The sequence below is a fragment of the Microbacterium sp. F2 genome (genome assembly GCF_052274505.1).
Taxonomy (GTDB): Bacteria; Actinomycetota; Actinomycetes; order Actinomycetales; family Microbacteriaceae; genus Microbacterium.
This window is the reverse complement of sequence record NZ_JBNVBV010000001.1, coordinates 19364-37782: the sequence shown is the minus strand read 5'-3', so window position 1 is coordinate 37782 and position 18419 is coordinate 19364. Positions and strand designations below refer to the sequence as shown.

The following is an 18419-nucleotide window of genomic DNA, read 5'->3' as shown; positions in this document are numbered from 1 at the left end:
TGAGCAAGGAGGTTCTCATGGCCCTCCCCGGAGTTCGTGGGCTCGACCACGTCGGGTTCACCGTTCCCGACCTCGATGAGGCCCACGCGTTTCTCGTGGATGTCCTCGGCGCGATCCACGTGTACACCCTGGACGCCAAGCGGTCGGACGACGACTGGATGGCTGTCCACCTCGGCGTGCACCCGCGTACCGAGATTCGCGAGATCCGCTTCTATCGCGTCGGCTGTGGAACCAACCTCGAGGTGTTCCAGTACGACAGCGCCGACGGACAGGCCCCACAGCCACGCAACAGCGACATCGGAGGTCACCACCTCGCGCTCTACGTCGACGATATGGATGCCGCGGTGAGCTATCTGCGTGAGCACGGCGTCGAGGTCATGGGCGATCCGGTCGCGAGCGCCGGAGCATCCGCCGGTCAACGGTGGCTCTACTTCCGCAGCCCCTGGGGGATGCAGTTCGAGCTCGTGAGCTTCCCGACCGGCAAGGCCTACGAGGCCACGGCGGCGACCCTCCTGTGGCACCCGAAGGATCCCGCCCGATGACCGCCGCGTCGCCGGCGATCGACGGGCCACGCAGCCGCGACGGGGATGCTCACGCGCGCATCGCCGACGGCATCCGTCGCGGGATCATCGACGGCACTCGACCTCCCGGCAGCCGCATCCTTCAAGAGGATCTGGCTGCACGATACGGCGCGAGTCGAGTGCCGGTGCGCGAGGCGATCCGACAACTCGAGTACGAAGGGTTGCTGACGGTCGTCCCCAACGCGGGAGCCTGGGTGTCGACGATGACCCTTGCCGAGTGTGAAGAGATCTATCGGATGCGCGAGCGCCTCGAGCCGTTGCTGTTGTCGTACAGCGCCCCGCGCCTCTCCGACGACGAGATCGGCGCGCTGGCCGAACTCGCGGACCGGATCAGTGACACCGGCGACGACACCGACGCCTTCCTCGAGCTCGACGCTGCGTTTCATCACGCCAGCTATTCCGCGGCCGACACGTCTCACCTCACGGACTTGGTGGTGCGACTGTGGAATCTCACTGCGCCGTATCGGCGCAGCTATGTCTCATCGTGGACTCCCGACGCCCGCCGGATCGCCCACGAGGAGCATCACCTCATCGTCGCGGCCCTGCGCGATCGTGACACCGAGGAAGCTGAACGAGTCCTCGGTGGACACATTCGCCGCACGCGCCGTCAGCTCGCCCGTACGCCGGAGATCTTCGCGCTCAGTGCCGTCTAGCGCTCGCCGGCACGCGACGAGCGCGGGGCATCACTGATCGAGCGCCCCGCGCATCGTCGCCAGGTGCGACAGGTCTGGCGCGATCTCCCCCGCCTCGATCCGGTGGGCCAGTTCGACGACCCGGGCGTTGACGGGGGTACGGATGCTGTGAGCAGCCCCGCGCGCCACGACGTGCCCATTGAGGTCATCGACCTCGCTCCGGCGCCCTTTTCGCCAGTCCTGTAGGACCGTGGTGGTGGCGCCGGGTACGACAAAGCTCGCGAACAGCTTGTCGGTCATGATGTCCACGATCCGCCCCGGATCGTGGATCTCGTCGGCGTCCAGACCGAAGATGGGCAGAACCGAGTGGCCCTCAGCAGCCCCCACCGTCAATGCCTCGTTGCCCGCGGCGATCATCACGTCGCGATATCCCGGCGCGTGCAGGGCGTCGAGCATCGGGAGACCCAGGATCGCCGAGGTTACGAGCAGGGTGCTGTTGCTCACGAGCTTCATCCATTTCGCCGCGAGGATGTCATCGAAGACCTCGACGGTGCCCGACAGCCCAAGGATCCGAGCCAGCTCCGGGATGCGGTGAGCCGGCCCTCGCTCATCGAGGGTGCCGACGGCGAACCACGAGCGAGAGGCGGGAGTGTGTCGATGCACGACGCCCGGGTCAGTCATCGTCGCGGAGCACTCGATCACACAGCCGAGCGTGCGCTGGGGCCCCACGGCTTCAGCGATGACTCCCGCAGTCATCCCGTTCTGAACACCGACCAGGATGCCGTCGTCGGCGAGGTAAGGCTGAATGAGTGTGCTCACCCACGGGGCGTCGTACGCCTTCACGAGCATCAGGACGACATCGAAGCGATCGCGAAGCTCTGCCACCTGGCAGAAGTGACGCACATCGGGCTGGACATGGATCTCGCCCTCGGGGCTGATGATCTGCAACCCATCGACCCGCATTCTCTCGACATGAGCGGGCCATTGCTCGATGAGCGTGACGTCCTCTCGCGCACGGATCAGGTCAGCACCGATCGATGACCCGTTGGCGCCAGCGCCTACAACCGCGATTCTTGTCATCACTGACCTTCCCGTCACCTGCGCCGGAACACTCGCACGATACAGCAGCGGCGTACATGTGCGCCCGAAAGCCCTCGAAGTGGACCCCGCAGGCTGATAGTGTTCACTATTACTGGACACTATCAGCGTAGAGAGCGGACAGCATGATCCTCCACCTCGCATCCTTCCGATGGGTCGACAGCGTCACCGACGACGATGTCGACCGGCTGACGGCGGCCCTGACCGCGATGGCGGCACAGATCCCCGAGCTGCGGTCCTATGTCGCAGGGCCGAATCTCCATCTGCGCCCCGGCGGAATGGACTATGCCGTCGCCGCGGTCGTGGATGACGAGGCGGGTCTGCATACGTACCTCGACCACCCCGCTCATGCTCAGGTCTATGCCGACCTCATGGGCCACATGCTCGCCGACCGCGCCGCCGCGCAGCTTCCGCTGACCGAGGGCCGTCTGGCATGAACGCCATGCGCGCCGCAGTCCTGCACGATGTGCATGATCTTCGCATCGACGATGTTCCCGTCCCCTCCCCGGGCCCCGGCGAGGTGCTCATCCGAGTCGGGGTGTGCGGTGTCTGCGGGTCGGATGCCACCGAGTTCGGTCGGGGACTCGTCCTCGCCCAGCCGCCGGTCACCCTCGGTCATGAGTTCGCCGGCACCATCGAGCAGGTCGGTCCGGGAGTGTCCGAGCTGACGGTCGGCGCAACCGTCGTCTGCGGCGCCGGCCTCTCGTGCGGCGAGTGCAAAATGTGTCGCGCGGGGCGCACCAACCTGTGCGCGTCGTACACGACCTTGGGTTTCCACCACAACGGGGGCCTCGCAGGATACGTCCTCTGCCCCGCCGAGATTGTGTGGGATGCCTCAGCCAGCGGGCTGACGCTCGACACGCTCGGCCTTGCACAGCCGATGGCCATCGCGGTTCACGCGGTTCGGCGTTCCGGCTTGCAACCGGGCCAGGATGCCGTTGTCGTCGGCGTGGGTGGCATCGGTGCCTTCATCACGCACGCTGCGGCGGCGACCGGCGCGCGCGTGCTGGTGACGGACCTCAACGCACCGCGACTGGAACTGGCGCGGGCACTCGGTGCTGCCGACACCGTCCAGGCGGGAGGTCAGAGCCTGCGCGACACCCTCAGCGAACGCGGGATCGTGCCCGACGTCTTCTTCGAGGTGTCCGGGTCTGCGCCGGGACTCGCGTCAGTCCTCGACGCCGCCAGCCCCGGCGCGACGATCGTCCCGGTCGGCATCCAGCGCGGTGAGCCTGCACTGCCGCTCGGCTCGTGGACCCTGCGCGAATACACAATCGTCGGCACGGTGGCTCACGTGTACCGAGACGACATTCCCGAGGCCGTCCGGCTCCTGGCTGCGCGCGGCGAATGGTCGGATGTCGCCGCTGACGTCCTTCCGCTGGATGAGGTTGTCGACGGAGCACTTCAGCCGTTGCTCAGCGGCGCGCCGGGCCAGGTCAAAACACTGATCGACCCATGGACCGAAGGGCGCAGGGACGCCGTTCACGGCCGCTCACACGCCTGACGCGGGCGACCCGCCCAGCAGTAGTCCGCGTCAGGGCAACCGTTCCATTGCCCGCAGCACATCGACGGCGGATGCCGGCGCGCTGGGCTGGGATGTGACCCCGGGGGCTACCGGCAGCGCCTCATTCTGCGGCCTCCGACCGAACACGAACCACACCCCGCGCGCAATGCTGTCCGAGTGGTTCACAAACAGGTGCGGCCGCATCGAGTCGAAACTCAGGGAATCGCCCGGGTGCAGGACGTACGTATCGAAATCCAGCTGCAGGGTGAGCTCACCCTCGAGGAGGTACGCGTACTCGACTCCCGCGTGGCGCATCAGCCGGTCCTCCACGGAACTGCTGGCGCCGGGCTGGTACGTCACCAGCAGCGCATCGGCAGGGCCTCCGGGAACACTGGCGAGCTTCTCCCAGCGAACGCCGTTCTCCATCTCGATCACCGGGTACTCGGCAGCGCGCCGGACAGTTGACGCATCCGGTGGTGTGGGAACTGGGGCAACGGGCGACGGACTCGCCGTGGGAACGTTGCCGACCAGCTCGTCCAACGACACTCCGAGGTGGTTGGCCATGGCGAACAGAGTCGAGACCGACGGCTGCGTCTTTCCGATCTCCACCTGCGAGATCAACGACGCGGAGACGCCAAGAGCCTGCGCCAGCGAGCGAAGGCTCATGCCCTTCGCAGTGCGCACCTCGCGGAGCTTGGCTCCCAGGCCCTCGGTCATGATCTCCCACCAGCGCAGCCACTGGTCAGCCGCGAACGTCCGCTCATTCTAGGGCAGGACCTACGCACAGCCGTGGACCGCCGCGTCCTACATCAGCACCGTTCCGCGGTCGACCGGCAGGTTCACTGCCGAAACGCCTCGGTTGCGCAACAGGAATTGGGTGGCATCGACCACATCGGCCATCGTCGCGAGTTTGCCCCCCGGAGTGTGTTGTTCGTACTGCTCCAAGACACCTTCGGGCTTGGATGCCCAGAACGGGCTGTCGCCGATGATCCCCGGGTGGATCGCGTTGACACGAATCGGGGCGAGTTCGAGCGCCAGGGTGTTGATCAGGCCCGTGACGCCGCCGTTGATGGATGAGACGGTGGTCGACCCCGGGTATGGCAGATCCTTCGCGCGTCCGCCGAACAGCACGATCCCCGTATCGACAGTCGGTGCCATCCGGTCCAGGAGCGCTCGAACGGTGGCCGAGTACCCGACGAGTTTGAGAGTGACCAGGCGGACCGCGCGATCGATGTCGTAGTCGCGGATCGAGTTGGCATCCCGTTCGATAGCCGCAAGGACGAGCCCGTCTACCCGTTCGATGTCGGCGAGCTGGTCCGCGATGCTGTGGGGCTCGGAAATGTCCAGAGCTACACCGCGCGCGCCCTCACCGAGGCCGCGCGCAATCTCCTGGGTGCGGCTGAGATCGCGGCCTGTGATGACGACCTTCTCTCCCCGCGCGAGGCAGTCCTTGGCAATCTCGAGTCCGATACCGGATGTTCCGCCGACAACGACGATGGTCCGTTCACTCACGGTCTTTCCTCACGCTCTCTTCGCGCCGACGAAGTGCAACTGGACATCAGTGTCCAGTAGGGCTTTACTTGAGTGAACTCGACCCACGGGTCGATGTCAAGCACGCCGCTGACGGAGGGAGCCTCGATGAAGAGCACGGGAACGACGGGTACCGCCGCTGTCGATTGGGAGCAGCGCGTCGACTTCGAACGGCTTCGCGATGCGCGCCTCGCGCGGTTGCACGCGGAGTTGGAACGCTCCGACCTCGGAGCGGTGCTCGCGTTCGACTTCTCCAACATCCGCTACATGAGCGGGACGCACATCGGCACGTGGGCGATGGACAAGCTCATCCGATTCGCCTTGCTCACACGCAAGACCGACCCGATCGTGTGGGACTTCGGATCGGCAGCGAAGCACCACGCGCTCTACAACCCCTGGCTCGACGTCACGTCGGCAGAGGCAGACGCCGATCCCCATTCGCCGCACGAAGGCGCCAAGCGGCCCCGGCTCGAAAGCGGTGCTCGCGCCGGCATCTCGACCCTGCGCGGTGCCTTTCCCCCGGACGCTGACCTGGCCGGGGACGTCGCGCGAAAAGTGAAGCGCGAACTCGAGAAGTTCGGCCTCGCAAACGAACCGCTCGGAGTCGACGTCATCGAGATGCCCGTCCTGATCGCTCTTCAACGAGAGGGGATCGAGGTCGTGGACGGTCAGCAGGTGTTCATGGAGGCCAGGCGCATCAAGACCTCCGACGAGATCCGACTGCTCACGCAGGCCGCGAGCATGGTGGATGCCGCCTACGAGGAGCTCTACCGGTTCCTGCGTCCCGGCGTGCGCGAGAACGAGGCAGTCGGGGTCGTCGCCAAAACGCTCTACGACCTCGGCTCCGAGTACGTCGAAGGTGTCAACGCCATATCCGGGGAGCGCTGTTCGCCGCATCCGCATGTGTTCAGCGACCGGCTGATCCGCCCCGGCGACCCCGCGTTCTTCGACATCCTGCACAGCTTCAACGGCTACCGCACGTGCTACTACCGCACGTTCGCCGTCGGATCGGCCAGCCAGGCGCAGAAGGATGCGTACACCCGTGCGCGCGAGTACATGGACCGTGCGATCGCTCTCGTCCGCCCGGGCGCGACGACCGCCGACATCGCCGCCGTCTGGCCCCGCGCTGAGGAATTCGGCTTCCCTGACGAGATGGCGGCATTCGCGCTGCAGTACGGCCACGGCGTGGGACTGTCGATCTGGGAGAAGCCGATCTTCTCGCGACTCACGTCGTTCGATCACCCCGAAGTCCTGGAGGAAGGTATGGTCTTCGCACTGGAGACGTACTGGCCCGCCGCAGACGGCTGGGGGGCAGCGCGCATCGAGGAGGAGGTCGTCGTGACTGCCGACGGATGCGAGGTCATCACGAAGTTCCCCGCGGAGGAACTCATCGTCGCCGGGCGCCGCTACTACACGATCGACGGGCCACTGAACCTCAACCGGGACTCGCAGTCGCATCGCAATACCGTCTGGGGACGCGGCGAAGCGTGAGTACCATCGGCTTCCTCGGGCTGGGCTCCATGGGATCGGCCATGGCGGGCCGTCTCATCGACGCCGGGCATGAGGTTCGCGTCTGGAACCGGTCGCCCGACGCCGTCGCGGCTGCGGTGTCTCGCGGAGCCGTGCGGGTCGACGCTCCCGAGGAAGCACTCGCATGCGCGATCTCGTTCTCGATGCTCGCCAACGACGAGGCGATGCAGGCCGTGATGACGCAGAACCGCATCGCGGTTCTGCGTGGGCGGATCCATGTCGCCATGGCATCGATCAGCCCCGACCTGGCAGCGAGCCTGGCCGATCAGGTGACGGCGGCGGGAGGGACGTACATCGCTGCGCCCGTTCTCGGACGTCCGTCTGTTGCCGCGGAGGGCGAACTCAATATCCTCGTCGCCGGCAGCCCGAGCGCCGTCGGCGAGATCCGGCCCTATCTGGATGCCATGGGAAAGCGCGTGTGGATCCTCGGCGAGCGGCCGTCGGTGGCCAATGCGGTCAAGGCAGCCGTGAACTACAACATCATCCATGCGATGCAGGCGATCGGCGAGTCGGTTGCCATGACCGAACGACTCGGAGTTCCCGCCGAAACCTTCACGGAGTTGCTCTCGAGCACCCTGTTCGGCGGGGTCGCATACAGCGGCTATGGCGACATCATCGCGGCACAGCGGTATTCCCCGCCCGGTTTCCATATCGCGCTCGGGCGAAAAGACCTCGATCTCGCGGAGCAGGTTGCACGCTCGGTGGGCGTGAGCCCCGCCACACTTCCCGCGCTCACCGCCGTCTTCGAGGCAGCCCTTGCCCACGACGACCTGAAGGACCTGGACTGGAGCGCGATCGCAGAAGTGAGCCGGCGAGATGTCCCGATCCTCGGGGAGACAGCCGCTGAATAGTGATACTGGACAAGGGTGTCCAGTAGTGCTTTATTGGGAGCACCGACCGCAAATCAAGGAGGATGAGCGTCAATGCCCGAGAGCCCGCTGCCCCAACCCGGACAGCCTGTCGTGTTCCGGCGGGGCATCGTCGTCACGATGGACGATGCCCATACAGTCCTGCCGCACGGTGACGTCCTCGTCGTCGACGGCAAGATCGCCGAGGTGGGAGAGAACCTCGCCGTTCCCGATGGCACGTTCGAGATCGATGCGAAAGGTGGCATCGTCATGCCAGGGATGGTGGACACCCACCGTCACATGTGGCAGACCGCGATGCGCGCCTACGGCGCCGACTGGACTCTGACCCAGTACTTCGTGTGGTACTACCTGCAGCACGGCATGAAGTTCCGCCCTCAGGACATCGCGGCAGGCAACCTGATCTCGGCGCTCGACGCCGTCGAATCCGGCGTGACGACCAGCGTCGACTGGTCGCACGGACTGCGCACGATCGAGCATGGCGAAGCCGCGTACGAAGCGCTGGCAACCTCACCGGGTCGCTTCGTCTTCGCCTACGGCAACCTCGCCGGCTCGCCCTGGGAGTGGACGGCTGACCCCGCGATCCAGGATCTTCTGGTTCGCTCACGGGATGACTCCCGCATGTTCGGCACGCAGATCGCCTTCGACGTACCGAACCAGGACGACGCGTTCCCTGAGCTTGCCGCGTACCGCGTTGCCGAAGAGCTCGGGCTGCCCGTGACGACGCACGCCGGCGTGTGGGGTGCAACCAACGATTGGGGCATCCGCAATGCATACGACGCCGGTGTGATGAAGGAGGGCTACACATACGTTCACGCGGCATCCTTGTCGGCGGAGTCCTACCAGAAGATCGCTGCGACGGGCGGAAACGTCTCTCTCGCGACGGAATCCGAGGACACGTGCGGCCAGGGCTATCCACCGGTTCATCAGCTGCGGCGTTACGGCATCCCGGCATCGCTCTCGGTGGACACCAGCGTGTGGTTCAGCGCCGACCTGTTCTCGGCGATGCGCGCCACCGTGAACGCGGACCGTGCCCTGGAGCACTACCACGCCCACCAGCTCGAGCCCGCGGAGACCGTGACTCATGTGAAGCTTCGCGCCGAGGAAGTCGTTCACATGGCCACCCGCGGTGGAGCCGCAGCGATCGGCAAGGACCACCTCATCGGGTCGCTCGAGAAGGGCAAGCTCGGCGACGTCGTGCTGCTCAAGAACGACGCGTCGGCCACCTGGGCGCCGCTGATCAACCCCTGGGGCCAGATCGTCTACCAGGCACAGCGCGGTGACGTGCACACGGTGCTGGTCGGCGGTGAAATCGTCAAGTCCGAGGGCGCCCTCGTGGCCGGTGACTTGCCGGGGGTGAAGGCCAAGCTCGAAGACACCGTCTCGTACCTGGAACGCGAGGTCGGTGACGACTGGATCGCCGGGCAGTTCCCCGAGATCCCCGAGGCCGAGGTTCTGTACAACCCGTATCAGTACAAGAAGGACTGATACGGCCCAGCATTCAGTCTGCTCAGCGGCGGCGTCGATCTCGGCGCCGCCGCTGAGTTCGTTCGGCCCTGCCTATTCGGCCCGCAGGGTCGATACCTGGTACAGCGCGACGGATGCCGCGATTCCGGCGTTCAAGGACTCGGTAGCTGCCGAGATCGGGATCGAGACGATCTGGTCGCATGTCTCGGTCACGAGGCGCGAGAGCCCCTTGCCTTCCGAGCCGACGACGATCACGACGGGGCGATCGGCGAGCTCGAGCGCGGGAAGTGACACGTCGCCGTCGCCATCGAGGCCGAGCACGAACACGCCCTGCTTCTTGAACTCCTTGAGCGTTGTCGTGAGGTTCGGGGCGATGGCCACCGGAATACGGGCTGCAGCTCCCGCCGAGGTCTTCCACGCCGCCGAGTTGACGCCTGCAGAGCGGCGCTGCGGGATGATGACACCCTGACCGCCGAAAGCTGCGGTCGAACGGATGATGGCGCCGAGGTTTCGCGGATCGGTCACGCCGTCCAGCGCGACCAGCAGCGGCACCTGGCCCGTACCGATCACCTTCTCCAGCAGGTCCTGCGGATGCGCGTACTCGTAGGGCGGCACCTTGAGGGCCACGCCCTGGTGCACGCCGTCAAAGCCCGCCATTCGATCGAGCTCGGGCCTCGTGACCTCGAGCACGGGAATCTCTCGGTGCGCCGCGATCGAGAGCATCTCTTTGACGCGGTCATCCATCTCCACACGCTGGGCGATGTAGAACGCGGTAGCGGGGATGCGAGCCCGCAGCGCCTCGAGGACGGAGTTGCGACCGGTCACGGTCTCGGTGTCGTCGTTCTGCTTCGGCCGACCACCGCGGTTCGGGTTCGAGCCCGCGACCCGCGCTCCGGGTCGCCCCGTGCCACCGGCGGCAGCGTAGCGCTCCTGCGCAGCCTTCCGCTTGCCGGCAACGTGCCAGCTGCGGTCCTCGGCTTTGGGAGTCGGGCCCTTGCCCTCGAGAGACTTGCGTCCGAGGCCCCCGGTGCCTTTGGTTGCACCCTTCTTGGTGGACTTGCGTGCGCCTGGGCGCCCTGGCTTGCTCATGCGATGCTCCAATGCGTTCCGTCGGGCCCGTCTTCGAGGGTGACCCCGGCAGCCGCGATCGCGTCGCGGATGCGGTCAGCCGCGGCCCAGTCTTTTTCTGCGCGCGCGCGAGCGCGCTGCTCGATGAGTTCTCGCAGGAGGGCGTCCAGTGCAGGCGCCTCCGAGCCCGGTCCCGATGCCCACTGCGGGTCGAGAGGGTTGAGTCCGAGGATGCCTGTCAGAGTGGCAACCTCTCCCGCCAGCGCTCGTGCCCTCTCGGTGTCGCCGGCGTCGAGGGCGGTGTTGCCCTCGCGGACTCGCTCGTGGACGACGGCAAGGGCCTGCGGAACACCGAGGTCGTCATCCATCGCTGCCGCGAACGCCTCATTGCCGTACGAGAACCAGCCGTAGTCACCGTGCCGCCCCACCCGCTCGAGGAAGGTACGGATGCGGTCAAGAGCCGCCTCGGCCTCGTCGAAGGACGTGGGCGAGAGATCGAGGTTCGAGCGATAGTGGGCGGCAGCCAGGGCGTAGCGCACGACGAGGCGATCGTGCTCGTCCAAGACATCCCGCGCCAGCACGAAATTCCCCAGCGACTTGGACATCTTCTGGCCCTCGACCGTGACCAGTCCGTTGTGCATCCAGTAGCGGGCGAATCCGTCGCCTGCTGCGCTGGACTGGGCGAGTTCGTTCTCGTGGTGCGGGAAGCGCAGGTCAAGGCCACCGCCATGGATGTCGAACTGGTCGCCGAGGTAGCGGCGCGCCATGGCCGAGCACTCGATGTGCCACCCGGGGCGCCCCCTCCCCCACGGGGAATCCCACGTCGCATCCGTGGGCTCGTCCGGCTTCGCGCCCTTCCACAGCGCGAAGTCGCGCACGTCGCGCTTACCCCGTGGGTCGGCATCGACAGCCGGCGCCATGTCATCGATCGACTGGCGCGTCAGCTCTCCATACGCAGTCCACGAGCGCACATCGAAGTACACGTCTCCAGCAGCATCAGATCCGGACTCAGCCGCGTAGGCGTGACCCGCACTGATCAGCTGGTCGATGAGCGCGATCATCTGCGGGATGGATCCAGTGGCCCGCGGCTCGTACGTCGGCGGGAGGATGCCGATCGCAGCGTAAGCGGCGGCGAACTCCCGCTCGACCCGGTAGGCGAGCGCCCACCACGGTTCGGAGTCGGTAGCGTTGGCCAGCACCTTGTCGTCGATGTCGGTGACGTTGCGCACGAAGGTCACGCGGCCGTGGCGCTGGGTCAGCCAGCGCCGCAGGATGTCGAAGGCGAGTGCGCCGCGAAGGTGGCCGATGTGCGGCCCGGACTGCACGGTGGGCCCGCACACGTAGACCGTGACGTTGCCCGGATTCAGCGGCGTGAAAACGCGGAGCTGCTGGGCGCGGGTGTCGTAGAGCTGCAGGGCACCCCGCCCCTCAGCCGTCACCGCATCCGTCATCCCTTCAGCCTACCGGCGGGGTCCTCAGAAACCGCCCCGGTGACATACAGACGCTGCGCCGGAGAGGCTCCGATCTGAGGTAGAACTGTGGACGTGATGTCCTCCCCCGCAGCGCTTGAGATCCGCCTCGATGACCTCAGCGGCGAGCCGACCCGGGCGCTGATCGCAGCGCACCTGTCGGACATGCGCTCGATCTCGCCCGAAAAGAGTTGCCATGCTCTGGATCTGAGCGGGCTTCAGCAGCCCACTGTCCAGGTGTGGTCAGCGTGGGTCGACGGCGAACTTGCCGGCGTCGGCGCGCTTGCGCAGCTCGACGCAGCCAACGGCGAGCTCAAGTCGATGCGTGTCGCAGACAGCCACCGGGGCGAGGGTATCGGGCGCGCGATGCTGGAGCACCTGATCGGCCGAGCACGCCAGCTCGGAATGTCGGCGCTGTGGCTCGAAACGGGCTCGACACCGGAGTTTCTTGCAGCCCAGCGACTGTATGAATCTGCGGGCTTCGTTCGCTGCGAGCCGTTCGGCAGCTATGTGGCTGACCCCTACTCCCTCTTCATGACGAAGAAACTGTAGCGACGGATGGCGTCGGTCTAGCGCGCGGGAACCACCAGTGCCACGGCGAACGCCGCCACGCCGTCGCCGGTACCGGTGAAGCCGAGCCCGTCAGTCGTTGTGGCCGAGACTGACACTGGCGCACCGCCGAGAGCTCGGGAGAGCACAGCCTCTGCCTCGGCACGCCGCCCGGAAAACCGGGGCCTGCGCGCCTGAACCTGCACCGAGACGTTACCGACCCGGTACCCCGCCTCGCCGAGCAGTGCGAGCGTCCGGCCCAGGAAGGCTTCAGCGTGGGCTCCGTGGTACTCCGGACGGTCGGTGCCGAAGTGAGTGCCGATGTCGCCGAGCCCGGCCGCCGCCAGCAGCGCGTCGACGATCGCGTGAGCCACCGCGTCCCCGTCTGAGTGCCCTGACAAAGCCTGCTCTCCCGGCCACTCCAGCCCCGCGAGCCACAGGGATCCGTCACCGCCGACGGCGTGGACATCGGTTCCGATGCCCACGCGCGGCAGCACTGGCGTGCTCGCCGAAACAGTGGAGTGCGGCAGGGGCGAAACGAGGGCGCGGGCACGGTCGAGGTCGGCGCGGGTTGTGATCTTGAACGCGATCGCGTCCCCGATAACCGTCGCGATCGCGTGACCTGACGCGGCGACGACTGCCGCGTCATCCGTGAACTCTTGGCCTGCAGCAGCATATGCAGTCTCCAGAATGCTGCGGGGAAATCCTTGCGGCGTTTGCGCCGCCGACAGACGAGACCTGTCGACGACGCCCACGATGACGTCCCCGTCCATCTGCCGGATCGTGTCGACAACCGGCATGACCGGGACGACGCCGGCGGCGCCGCCCTCGAGTGCGCCGATCACTCGGTCGAACACATCGGGTGGAGTGAGAGCCCGCGCAGCGTCGTGTACGAGGACGTACTCGATGTCGCCCCACAGTGCGCTCAGGCCAGCAGCCACGGATGCCTGTCTGGTCGTGCCGCCGGCAACGACGGTCACGAGGTCTCGCCGGTCCCCAGCGGCTTCCTCGGCATCCGTCAGCGCATCGCCCTCCAGGCCGCTGGGCGCGACAACGATGACCTGCATCGGTGGCGCCGCGAAGATGCCGCGCAGACAATGGCGCAGGATCGTGTGGTCGTCGAGCCCGACGAAGGCCTTGGGCACGCCGGCGTCGAGTCGGGTACCCGATCCGGCAGCGACGACGATGACGGCGACGCGGGGAACCGGGATGATGCTCACGGATGCCACGCTACAGCGCAGCAAGACCCACTCAGGAGGCGAGAACCTCGTCGAGCAGGACGCTTGCCTTCTCTTCGTCGGTCTTTTCGGCAAGAGCCAGCTCGGAGATCAGGATCTGCTTGGCCTTGGCCAGCATGCGCTTCTCACCGGCCGAGAGCCCGCGATCCTGATCACGGCGCCACAGGTCGCGCACGACCTCGCTCACCTTGATGACATCACCCGACGCAAGCTTCTCGAGGTTCGCCTTGTAGCGGCGGGACCAGTTCGTGGGCTCCTCGGTGAACGGGGCGCGCAAAACATCGAAGACGCGCTCGAGACCGTCCTTGCCGATCACATCACGGACGCCGACCAGGTCGACGTTCTCCGCCGGGACCTCGATGATCAGATCGCCTTGAGTGACGTTGAGTTTCAAGTACTTCTTGGTCTCGCCTTTGATGACGCGTTCCTTGACCTCGATGATTGTTGCGGCCCCGTGGTGCGGGTAGACAACCGTCTCGCCAACCTCAAAAAGCATGGAGTTATGTTCCTTTCGGCAAACTCCAGAATACCACAGGGCACATACGCTAGAGTTCGCCACCCATGCGCTCGCCCCGGCGGTCACGAGCTTCAGCGAGGCGTAAGCCGGCGGTTCACAACCCCGTAGAATGCATCGTGAAGCCGTCATCCGCTCAAGGAGGATCCGTGAAATCGCGCCTCATCGCGTCGCTCGTTGTGGGCACCGCCCTCGTCCTCGGGACCTCAGGATGCAGCCTGATCTCCGCGCACGCGACGACGATCGAGTATTCGGCAGCCGAAGGAACCAACGTCCCGGACGAGTCAGGTCCCGTGCAGATCCGAAACACGGTGATCGTTGCGAACGACGAGGGCACCGAGGGCAACTTCCTCGCCGCATTCATCAACAACACGGACGAGACGTACGTCGTACACATCGACTTCGCCGACGGTGTCACCGAGCAGGTCATCGTTCCGGCAGGCTCCGTCAAGAGCCTCGGCGAGGATGCAGATCCCATCCTGGTCCGCGGGCTGGACACCCCTCCTGGAGCCACGCTGTCGGCGTCGTTCCAGTCCGGTGACGGCGTCACGTCCGTTGTCTCGGTGCCGGTTCTGGGCGGCGAACTCGAGTACCTCGCGCCTTTCGTTCCCTAAGTCTTCCCGAACGACACACGTCGGCCCCGCCTCTGTCCAGAGCGGGGCCGACGTCTTATCGGATGCCGACGCGGTTCAGGACTCGAAGCGGTAGCCGAGCCCGCGGACGGTCACGAGCATGGTCGGGTCGCTCGGGTTCTTCTCGATGCGTGAGCGGATGCGCTTGATGTGGACATCCAGGGTCTTCGTGTCACCGAAGTAGTCGGTTCCCCACACGCGGTCGATGAGTTGACCACGTGTGAGCACGCGGCCCGCGTTGCGCATGAGCACCTCGAGAAGCTCGAATTCCTTCAGCGGCATGCTGATCTCACCGCCATCCACCGAGACCGTGTGGCGGTCGATGTCGAGCGTGACGCGGCCGCCTTCGAGGAGACGGTCGTCGAGGTCAGCCTCGGCGGTGGAGAGCCGGCGGAGAACTGCACGCATCCGCGCGAGCAACTCCCGCGCCGAATAGGGCTTGGTCACGTAGTCGTCGGCGCCGAGTTCGAGCCCCACGACGATGTCGACCTCGGAATCCTTCGCGGTGAGCATGATGATCGGAACCGACGACGAGGCGCGCAACTGCCGACATACCTCCGTTCCGGGCATCCCCGGAAGCATGAGGTCGAGCAACACGATGTCGGCACCCAGCTCACGGAATGAGGCGAGGGCGGTGGCTCCGTCCTCGGCGATCTCGACCTCGTAGCCCTCCCGGCGCAACAAGTATGCGAGCGGGTCGGCGAGGTCGGGTTCGTCCTCGACAAGTAGGACGCGAGTCATGCGGTTTCTCCGTTTCCTTCTCGGGCATCGATGCCACTTCTGTCCGGCGCAGCGGTCACGTGCGGCGCAGCGGCGACCACGCGGTTGGTCAGCACGGCATCCGAGCCCTGTAGTTTGGCCTTCTTCTTGACCTTCTTCTCCTTGCGGGCCCGTTTTCGAGGCGGCTCGTCGTGAGGAGAATCGATCAGGGGGAGCCGGATCGTGAATGTCGAACCGCGGCCCTCGCGCGACCAGAGGCGAACGTCACCGCCGTGGCGCTGCACGGCGTGCTTGACGATCGCCAGGCCGAGCCCCGTTCCCCCGGTGCGGCGCGAACGCGCCTGATCTGCGCGGTAGAACCGCTCGAACACACGGTCCTGGTCTTCTTCGGAGATTCCGATGCCCCGGTCGGTGACCGCGATCTCGACGACACCGTCGGCCGCTTTGACACCGATGCCGACGCTCGACCCCTTCGGGGAGTAAGCGATGGCGTTGGCGATGAGGTTGCCCACTGCTTCGCTCAGGACCTGGGCATCGCCGCGGACGAACAGTCCCCGCGTGCCCCCGCGGACGAGTTGCACTCCTGCCGAGTCGGCCTGGACAGCGTGAGCCTCGACGGCAGACGCGATGATTTCATCGATCGAGGCGTCGCGCTCGTCGTTGAGCTCGTCGGCTGCCTGCAGGCGTGAGAGGTTCATGATGCGCGAGGTGAGGGTTGCGAGCCTCGTCGCCTCGGCAGACAAGCGTGAGGCGAACACCCGGACCTGGGCGGGGTCATCGGATGCCGACTCGATCGCCTCGGCCAGCAAGCTCACTGCCCCGACCGGTGTCTTGAGTTCGTGACTCGTGTTGGAGACGAAGTCACGCCGCATCTGCTCGACCCGCTCCTTCTCGGTGATATCGCGCAGCACGAGCAGCATGAGCCGGGCCGTGAGCGGCGTCGCCCGAACGGTGACCAGGCGCGACTCCCCCGGGCCGGTGCCGCGGCGAAGACGAAAGGTCGCGTTGGATGCCGCGTCAGCATCGCTGACGCGGCGGGCGACACCGCGCAGTTCGGGTGTGGGAAGCATCCGCCCCTCGGTCAGGTCGAACGGTGCCGCGGATGCCGACGCCGCAATGATGACTCCGGCCGAGTCGAGGACGACAGCGGGATCGTCGAGCCCGCGAAGCACGATTCGCGCTCCCTCGGGAACATCCATGCCCGCCCCGTACTCGGCGCGCTCGCGTGCCCGCAGCGCCAGCAGGATAACGGTAGCCAGGCCCGCGCCGATCAGCAGCCCGACGAGGAGGCCAAGAAGGGCGATCTGCGCAGGTTGCATGGAAACAGCGTACGGGCGGCCCGGACGACGGCCTCGCGAGCGGCACTCGCGCCAGCCTCGGGCGCGTCACTATTCACCGGAGCGGCACTGTCCGTTAACCTTCGGTGGCGAGAATCACTGGGTCGTCTGGCATCTGCCGGCCGACAACACACGAAAGGGATCGGAATGCGCGAAGTCTTCCACCAGTCGCTCGAAGATGTGCAGAACCGTCTCGTCGAGATCTCCGGGATGGTCACCACTGCGATCGAGAAGGCGACAACGGCGTTCAAGACCAGCGATGTCGCCCTTGCCGAAGAAGTGATCGCGGCAGACGCCGAGATCGACGACAAGGCCCACGAACTGGACGAGATCGCCATCGAGATCATGGCTCGCCAGCAGCCCGTTGCCCGTGACCTGCGGATCGTCGTGATGGCTCTGAGGGTGAGCGCCTCGCTCGAGCGCATGGGCGACATTGCCGAGCACATCGCTCAGCTGACGCGCCTGCGCTTCCCCGAGCGCGCCATCCCCTCGGGTCTGAAGTCGACGTTCCAGAAGATGGGCGAACTCGATGTCGAAGCTTCCCGCAAGCTGACGCAGCTCCTGGACACCGAAGACCTGGCGCTCGCCGACCAGATCCGCGACATCGACGACCAGGTCGACGATCTGCACGTCAGCGTCTTCGAGAAGGTCCTCAGCGACAGCTGGTCGGGCGAGGCCGCGCAGACGGTGGATGCCACCCTCGCGAGCCGCTATCACGAACGTTTCGTCGACCACGCCGTCTCGGTCGCCAAGAAGGTTCAGTACCTGGCTGAAGGCGGCGAGTTCTACGCCAGCGACGGGTCCAGCTCGGGAGAGTAGTTCCCCACATCACGCACTGACCACAAGAGCGGATGCCTCACGCGGGGCATCCGCTCTTGTGGTTTCTACCGCCAGGCGGCTACTTCTTGCCCTGGGAGGCGACGGCAGCTGCACCGGCGGCCGCGGCCTCGGGGTCGAGGTACTCGCCGGGACCGAGGGGGACGAGGTTCTCGTCGAGCTTGTAGACCAGCGGGATGCCGGTCGGAATGTTGAGCTCGGCGATATCGGCGTCGCTGATGCCGTCGAGGTGCTTCACGAGGCCGCGCAGCGAGTTGCCGTGCGCGGTCACGAGGACGGTCTTGCCCGCACGCAGGTCGGCCGCGATGTCACTCTCCCAGTAGGGCATCATGCGATCGATGACGAGCTTGAGGGATTCGGTGCGCGGCACCTCACCATCGATCCCGGCATACCGCGGATCGTGGACCTGGCTGAACTCGCTGTCATCATCCAGCGGCGGCGGCGGCACGTCGAACGAGCGACGCCACAGCATGAACTGCTCGGGCCCGAACTCTTCGAGGGTCTGCGCCTTGTCTTTACCCTGCAGCGCGCCGTAGTGACGCTCGTTGAGGCGCCAGGTGCGCTTCACGGGAATCCAGAGACGGTCGGCGGCATCGAGCGCGATGTTGGCGGTCTGGATGGCGCGGCTCAGCAGCGACGTGTGCAGGACGTCGGGAAGGATGCCCTGCGCGGCCATCAACTCGCCGCCCCGGCGGGCCTCGGCCTGCCCCTGTTCAGTGAGCCGCACATCGACCCATCCAGTGAAGAGATTCAGCTCGTTCCACTCGCTCTGGCCGTGTCGGAGAAGGATCAACGTGTATGGCTCGGTCATGGCCCTCATGATATCGGGGCGAGGTGTCGCGACGGT

At 66.2% G+C, this 18419-nt stretch carries 20 protein-coding genes; 10 read left to right on the top strand and 10 right to left on the bottom strand.

Going from position 1 to position 18419, the window contains the following annotated elements; all coding sequences use genetic code 11:
- Window positions 1-17 precede the first annotated feature (17 nt).
- Both ACQVDU_RS00180 and ACQVDU_RS00175 read left to right on the top strand, forming a co-directional pair.
- Window positions 18-542, top strand: coding sequence for a VOC family protein (locus tag ACQVDU_RS00180; RefSeq protein WP_292709131.1), 525 nt, complete (start codon window positions 18-20; stop codon window positions 540-542).
- The gene (locus ACQVDU_RS00175) at window positions 539-1234 is read left to right on the top strand and encodes a GntR family transcriptional regulator (protein ID WP_443475987.1); all 696 of its coding nucleotides are present in this window, start codon (window positions 539-541) and stop codon (window positions 1232-1234) included. Before ACQVDU_RS00180 ends, ACQVDU_RS00175 begins: the two co-directional genes overlap by 4 nt.
- Window positions 1235-1264: 30 nt before the next feature.
- Here the strand turns inward: ACQVDU_RS00175 and ACQVDU_RS00170 are convergent, their stop codons facing one another.
- Entirely contained in the window at window positions 1265-2293 is a 1029-nt protein-coding gene (locus tag ACQVDU_RS00170) for a ketopantoate reductase family protein (RefSeq protein ID WP_300591375.1), read from the bottom strand.
- Between the two features lie 143 nt (window positions 2294-2436).
- Here ACQVDU_RS00170 and ACQVDU_RS00165 point away from each other — a divergent pair, with 143 nt between their 5' ends.
- Both ACQVDU_RS00165 and ACQVDU_RS00160 read left to right on the top strand, forming a co-directional pair.
- A complete protein-coding gene (locus ACQVDU_RS00165; RefSeq protein WP_300591376.1) occupies window positions 2437-2748 on the top strand; it encodes a Dabb family protein in 312 nt (103 codons plus the stop codon).
- Window positions 2745-3815: a zinc-dependent alcohol dehydrogenase gene (locus ACQVDU_RS00160; RefSeq protein WP_443475986.1), complete on the top strand. Its 1071-nt coding sequence runs from the start codon at window positions 2745-2747 to the stop codon at window positions 3813-3815. Before ACQVDU_RS00165 ends, ACQVDU_RS00160 begins: the two co-directional genes overlap by 4 nt.
- A 30-nt stretch (window positions 3816-3845) precedes the next feature.
- Here the strand turns inward: ACQVDU_RS00160 and ACQVDU_RS00155 are convergent, their stop codons facing one another.
- Window positions 3846-4532, bottom strand: a complete 687-nt coding sequence (locus ACQVDU_RS00155) for a helix-turn-helix domain-containing protein (RefSeq protein ID WP_443475985.1) — start codon at window positions 4530-4532, stop codon at window positions 3846-3848.
- Between the two features lie 87 nt (window positions 4533-4619).
- Window positions 4620-5327, bottom strand: a complete 708-nt coding sequence (locus ACQVDU_RS00150) for an SDR family NAD(P)-dependent oxidoreductase (RefSeq protein WP_443475984.1) — start codon at window positions 5325-5327, stop codon at window positions 4620-4622.
- 126 nt (window positions 5328-5453) lie between these two features.
- On the opposite strand from ACQVDU_RS00150, the gene ACQVDU_RS00145 reads away from it, so the two are divergent.
- From ACQVDU_RS00145 to ACQVDU_RS00135, 3 genes are all read left to right on the top strand, one after another.
- Window positions 5454-6836, top strand: a complete 1383-nt coding sequence (locus tag ACQVDU_RS00145; RefSeq protein ID WP_300594340.1) for a M24 family metallopeptidase — start codon at window positions 5454-5456, stop codon at window positions 6834-6836.
- Window positions 6833-7726 carry an NAD(P)-dependent oxidoreductase gene (locus ACQVDU_RS00140; protein WP_300594337.1) on the top strand — a complete coding sequence of 298 codons (894 nt, stop codon included), beginning with the start codon at window positions 6833-6835 and terminating at the stop codon, window positions 7724-7726. Before ACQVDU_RS00145 ends, ACQVDU_RS00140 begins: the two co-directional genes overlap by 4 nt.
- Window positions 7727-7798: 72 nt before the next feature.
- Window positions 7799-9229: an amidohydrolase family protein gene (locus ACQVDU_RS00135; protein WP_300594334.1), complete on the top strand. Its 1431-nt coding sequence runs from the start codon at window positions 7799-7801 to the stop codon at window positions 9227-9229.
- 72 nt (window positions 9230-9301) lie between these two features.
- Here the strand turns inward: ACQVDU_RS00135 and rlmB are convergent, their stop codons facing one another.
- Both rlmB and cysS read right to left on the bottom strand, forming a co-directional pair.
- The gene (rlmB, locus tag ACQVDU_RS00130; RefSeq protein ID WP_300594332.1) at window positions 9302-10297 is read right to left on the bottom strand and encodes a 23S rRNA (guanosine(2251)-2'-O)-methyltransferase RlmB; all 996 of its coding nucleotides are present in this window, start codon (window positions 10295-10297) and stop codon (window positions 9302-9304) included.
- Window positions 10294-11727 carry a cysteine--tRNA ligase gene (gene cysS / locus ACQVDU_RS00125; protein WP_443475983.1) on the bottom strand — a complete coding sequence of 478 codons (1434 nt, stop codon included), beginning with the start codon at window positions 11725-11727 and terminating at the stop codon, window positions 10294-10296. The genes rlmB and cysS overlap by 4 nt, the downstream gene beginning before the upstream one ends.
- 96 nt (window positions 11728-11823) lie before the next feature.
- Here cysS and ACQVDU_RS00120 point away from each other — a divergent pair, with 96 nt between their 5' ends.
- Window positions 11824-12297 carry a GNAT family N-acetyltransferase gene (locus ACQVDU_RS00120; protein WP_443475982.1) on the top strand — a complete coding sequence of 158 codons (474 nt, stop codon included), beginning with the start codon at window positions 11824-11826 and terminating at the stop codon, window positions 12295-12297.
- Window positions 12298-12314: 17 nt separating this feature from the next.
- On the opposite strand, the gene ispD is transcribed toward ACQVDU_RS00120, so the two are convergent.
- Together ispD and ACQVDU_RS00110 are read right to left on the bottom strand one after the other, a co-directional pair.
- Window positions 12315-13514 carry a 2-C-methyl-D-erythritol 4-phosphate cytidylyltransferase gene (ispD, locus tag ACQVDU_RS00115; RefSeq protein WP_443475981.1) on the bottom strand — a complete coding sequence of 400 codons (1200 nt, stop codon included), beginning with the start codon at window positions 13512-13514 and terminating at the stop codon, window positions 12315-12317.
- Between the two features lie 31 nt (window positions 13515-13545).
- Entirely contained in the window at window positions 13546-14028 is a 483-nt protein-coding gene (locus ACQVDU_RS00110; protein ID WP_195692045.1) for a CarD family transcriptional regulator, read from the bottom strand.
- 167 nt (window positions 14029-14195) lie between these two features.
- Between ACQVDU_RS00110 and ACQVDU_RS00105 the strand changes: the two genes are divergently transcribed.
- Window positions 14196-14660 (top strand): DNA modification methylase, encoded by a 465-nt coding sequence (locus ACQVDU_RS00105; RefSeq protein ID WP_443475980.1) that lies wholly within the window; start codon window positions 14196-14198, stop codon window positions 14658-14660.
- 75 nt (window positions 14661-14735) lie between these two features.
- Here ACQVDU_RS00105 and ACQVDU_RS00100 read toward each other — a convergent pair whose 3' ends face one another.
- Window positions 14736-15419 carry a response regulator gene (locus ACQVDU_RS00100; protein WP_443475979.1) on the bottom strand — a complete coding sequence of 228 codons (684 nt, stop codon included), beginning with the start codon at window positions 15417-15419 and terminating at the stop codon, window positions 14736-14738.
- Window positions 15416-16717 carry a sensor histidine kinase gene (locus ACQVDU_RS00095; RefSeq protein WP_292709166.1) on the bottom strand — a complete coding sequence of 434 codons (1302 nt, stop codon included), beginning with the start codon at window positions 16715-16717 and terminating at the stop codon, window positions 15416-15418. The genes ACQVDU_RS00100 and ACQVDU_RS00095 overlap by 4 nt, the downstream gene beginning before the upstream one ends.
- A gap of 165 nt (window positions 16718-16882) precedes the next feature.
- Here ACQVDU_RS00095 and phoU point away from each other — a divergent pair, with 165 nt between their 5' ends.
- Window positions 16883-17554, top strand: coding sequence for a phosphate signaling complex protein PhoU (phoU, locus tag ACQVDU_RS00090; protein ID WP_443475978.1), 672 nt, complete (start codon window positions 16883-16885; stop codon window positions 17552-17554).
- Window positions 17555-17633: 79 nt separating this feature from the next.
- On the opposite strand, the gene ACQVDU_RS00085 is transcribed toward phoU, so the two are convergent.
- Entirely contained in the window at window positions 17634-18383 is a 750-nt protein-coding gene (locus ACQVDU_RS00085; RefSeq protein ID WP_292709170.1) for a phosphoglyceromutase, read from the bottom strand.
- Window positions 18384-18419: the final 36 nt, after the last annotated feature.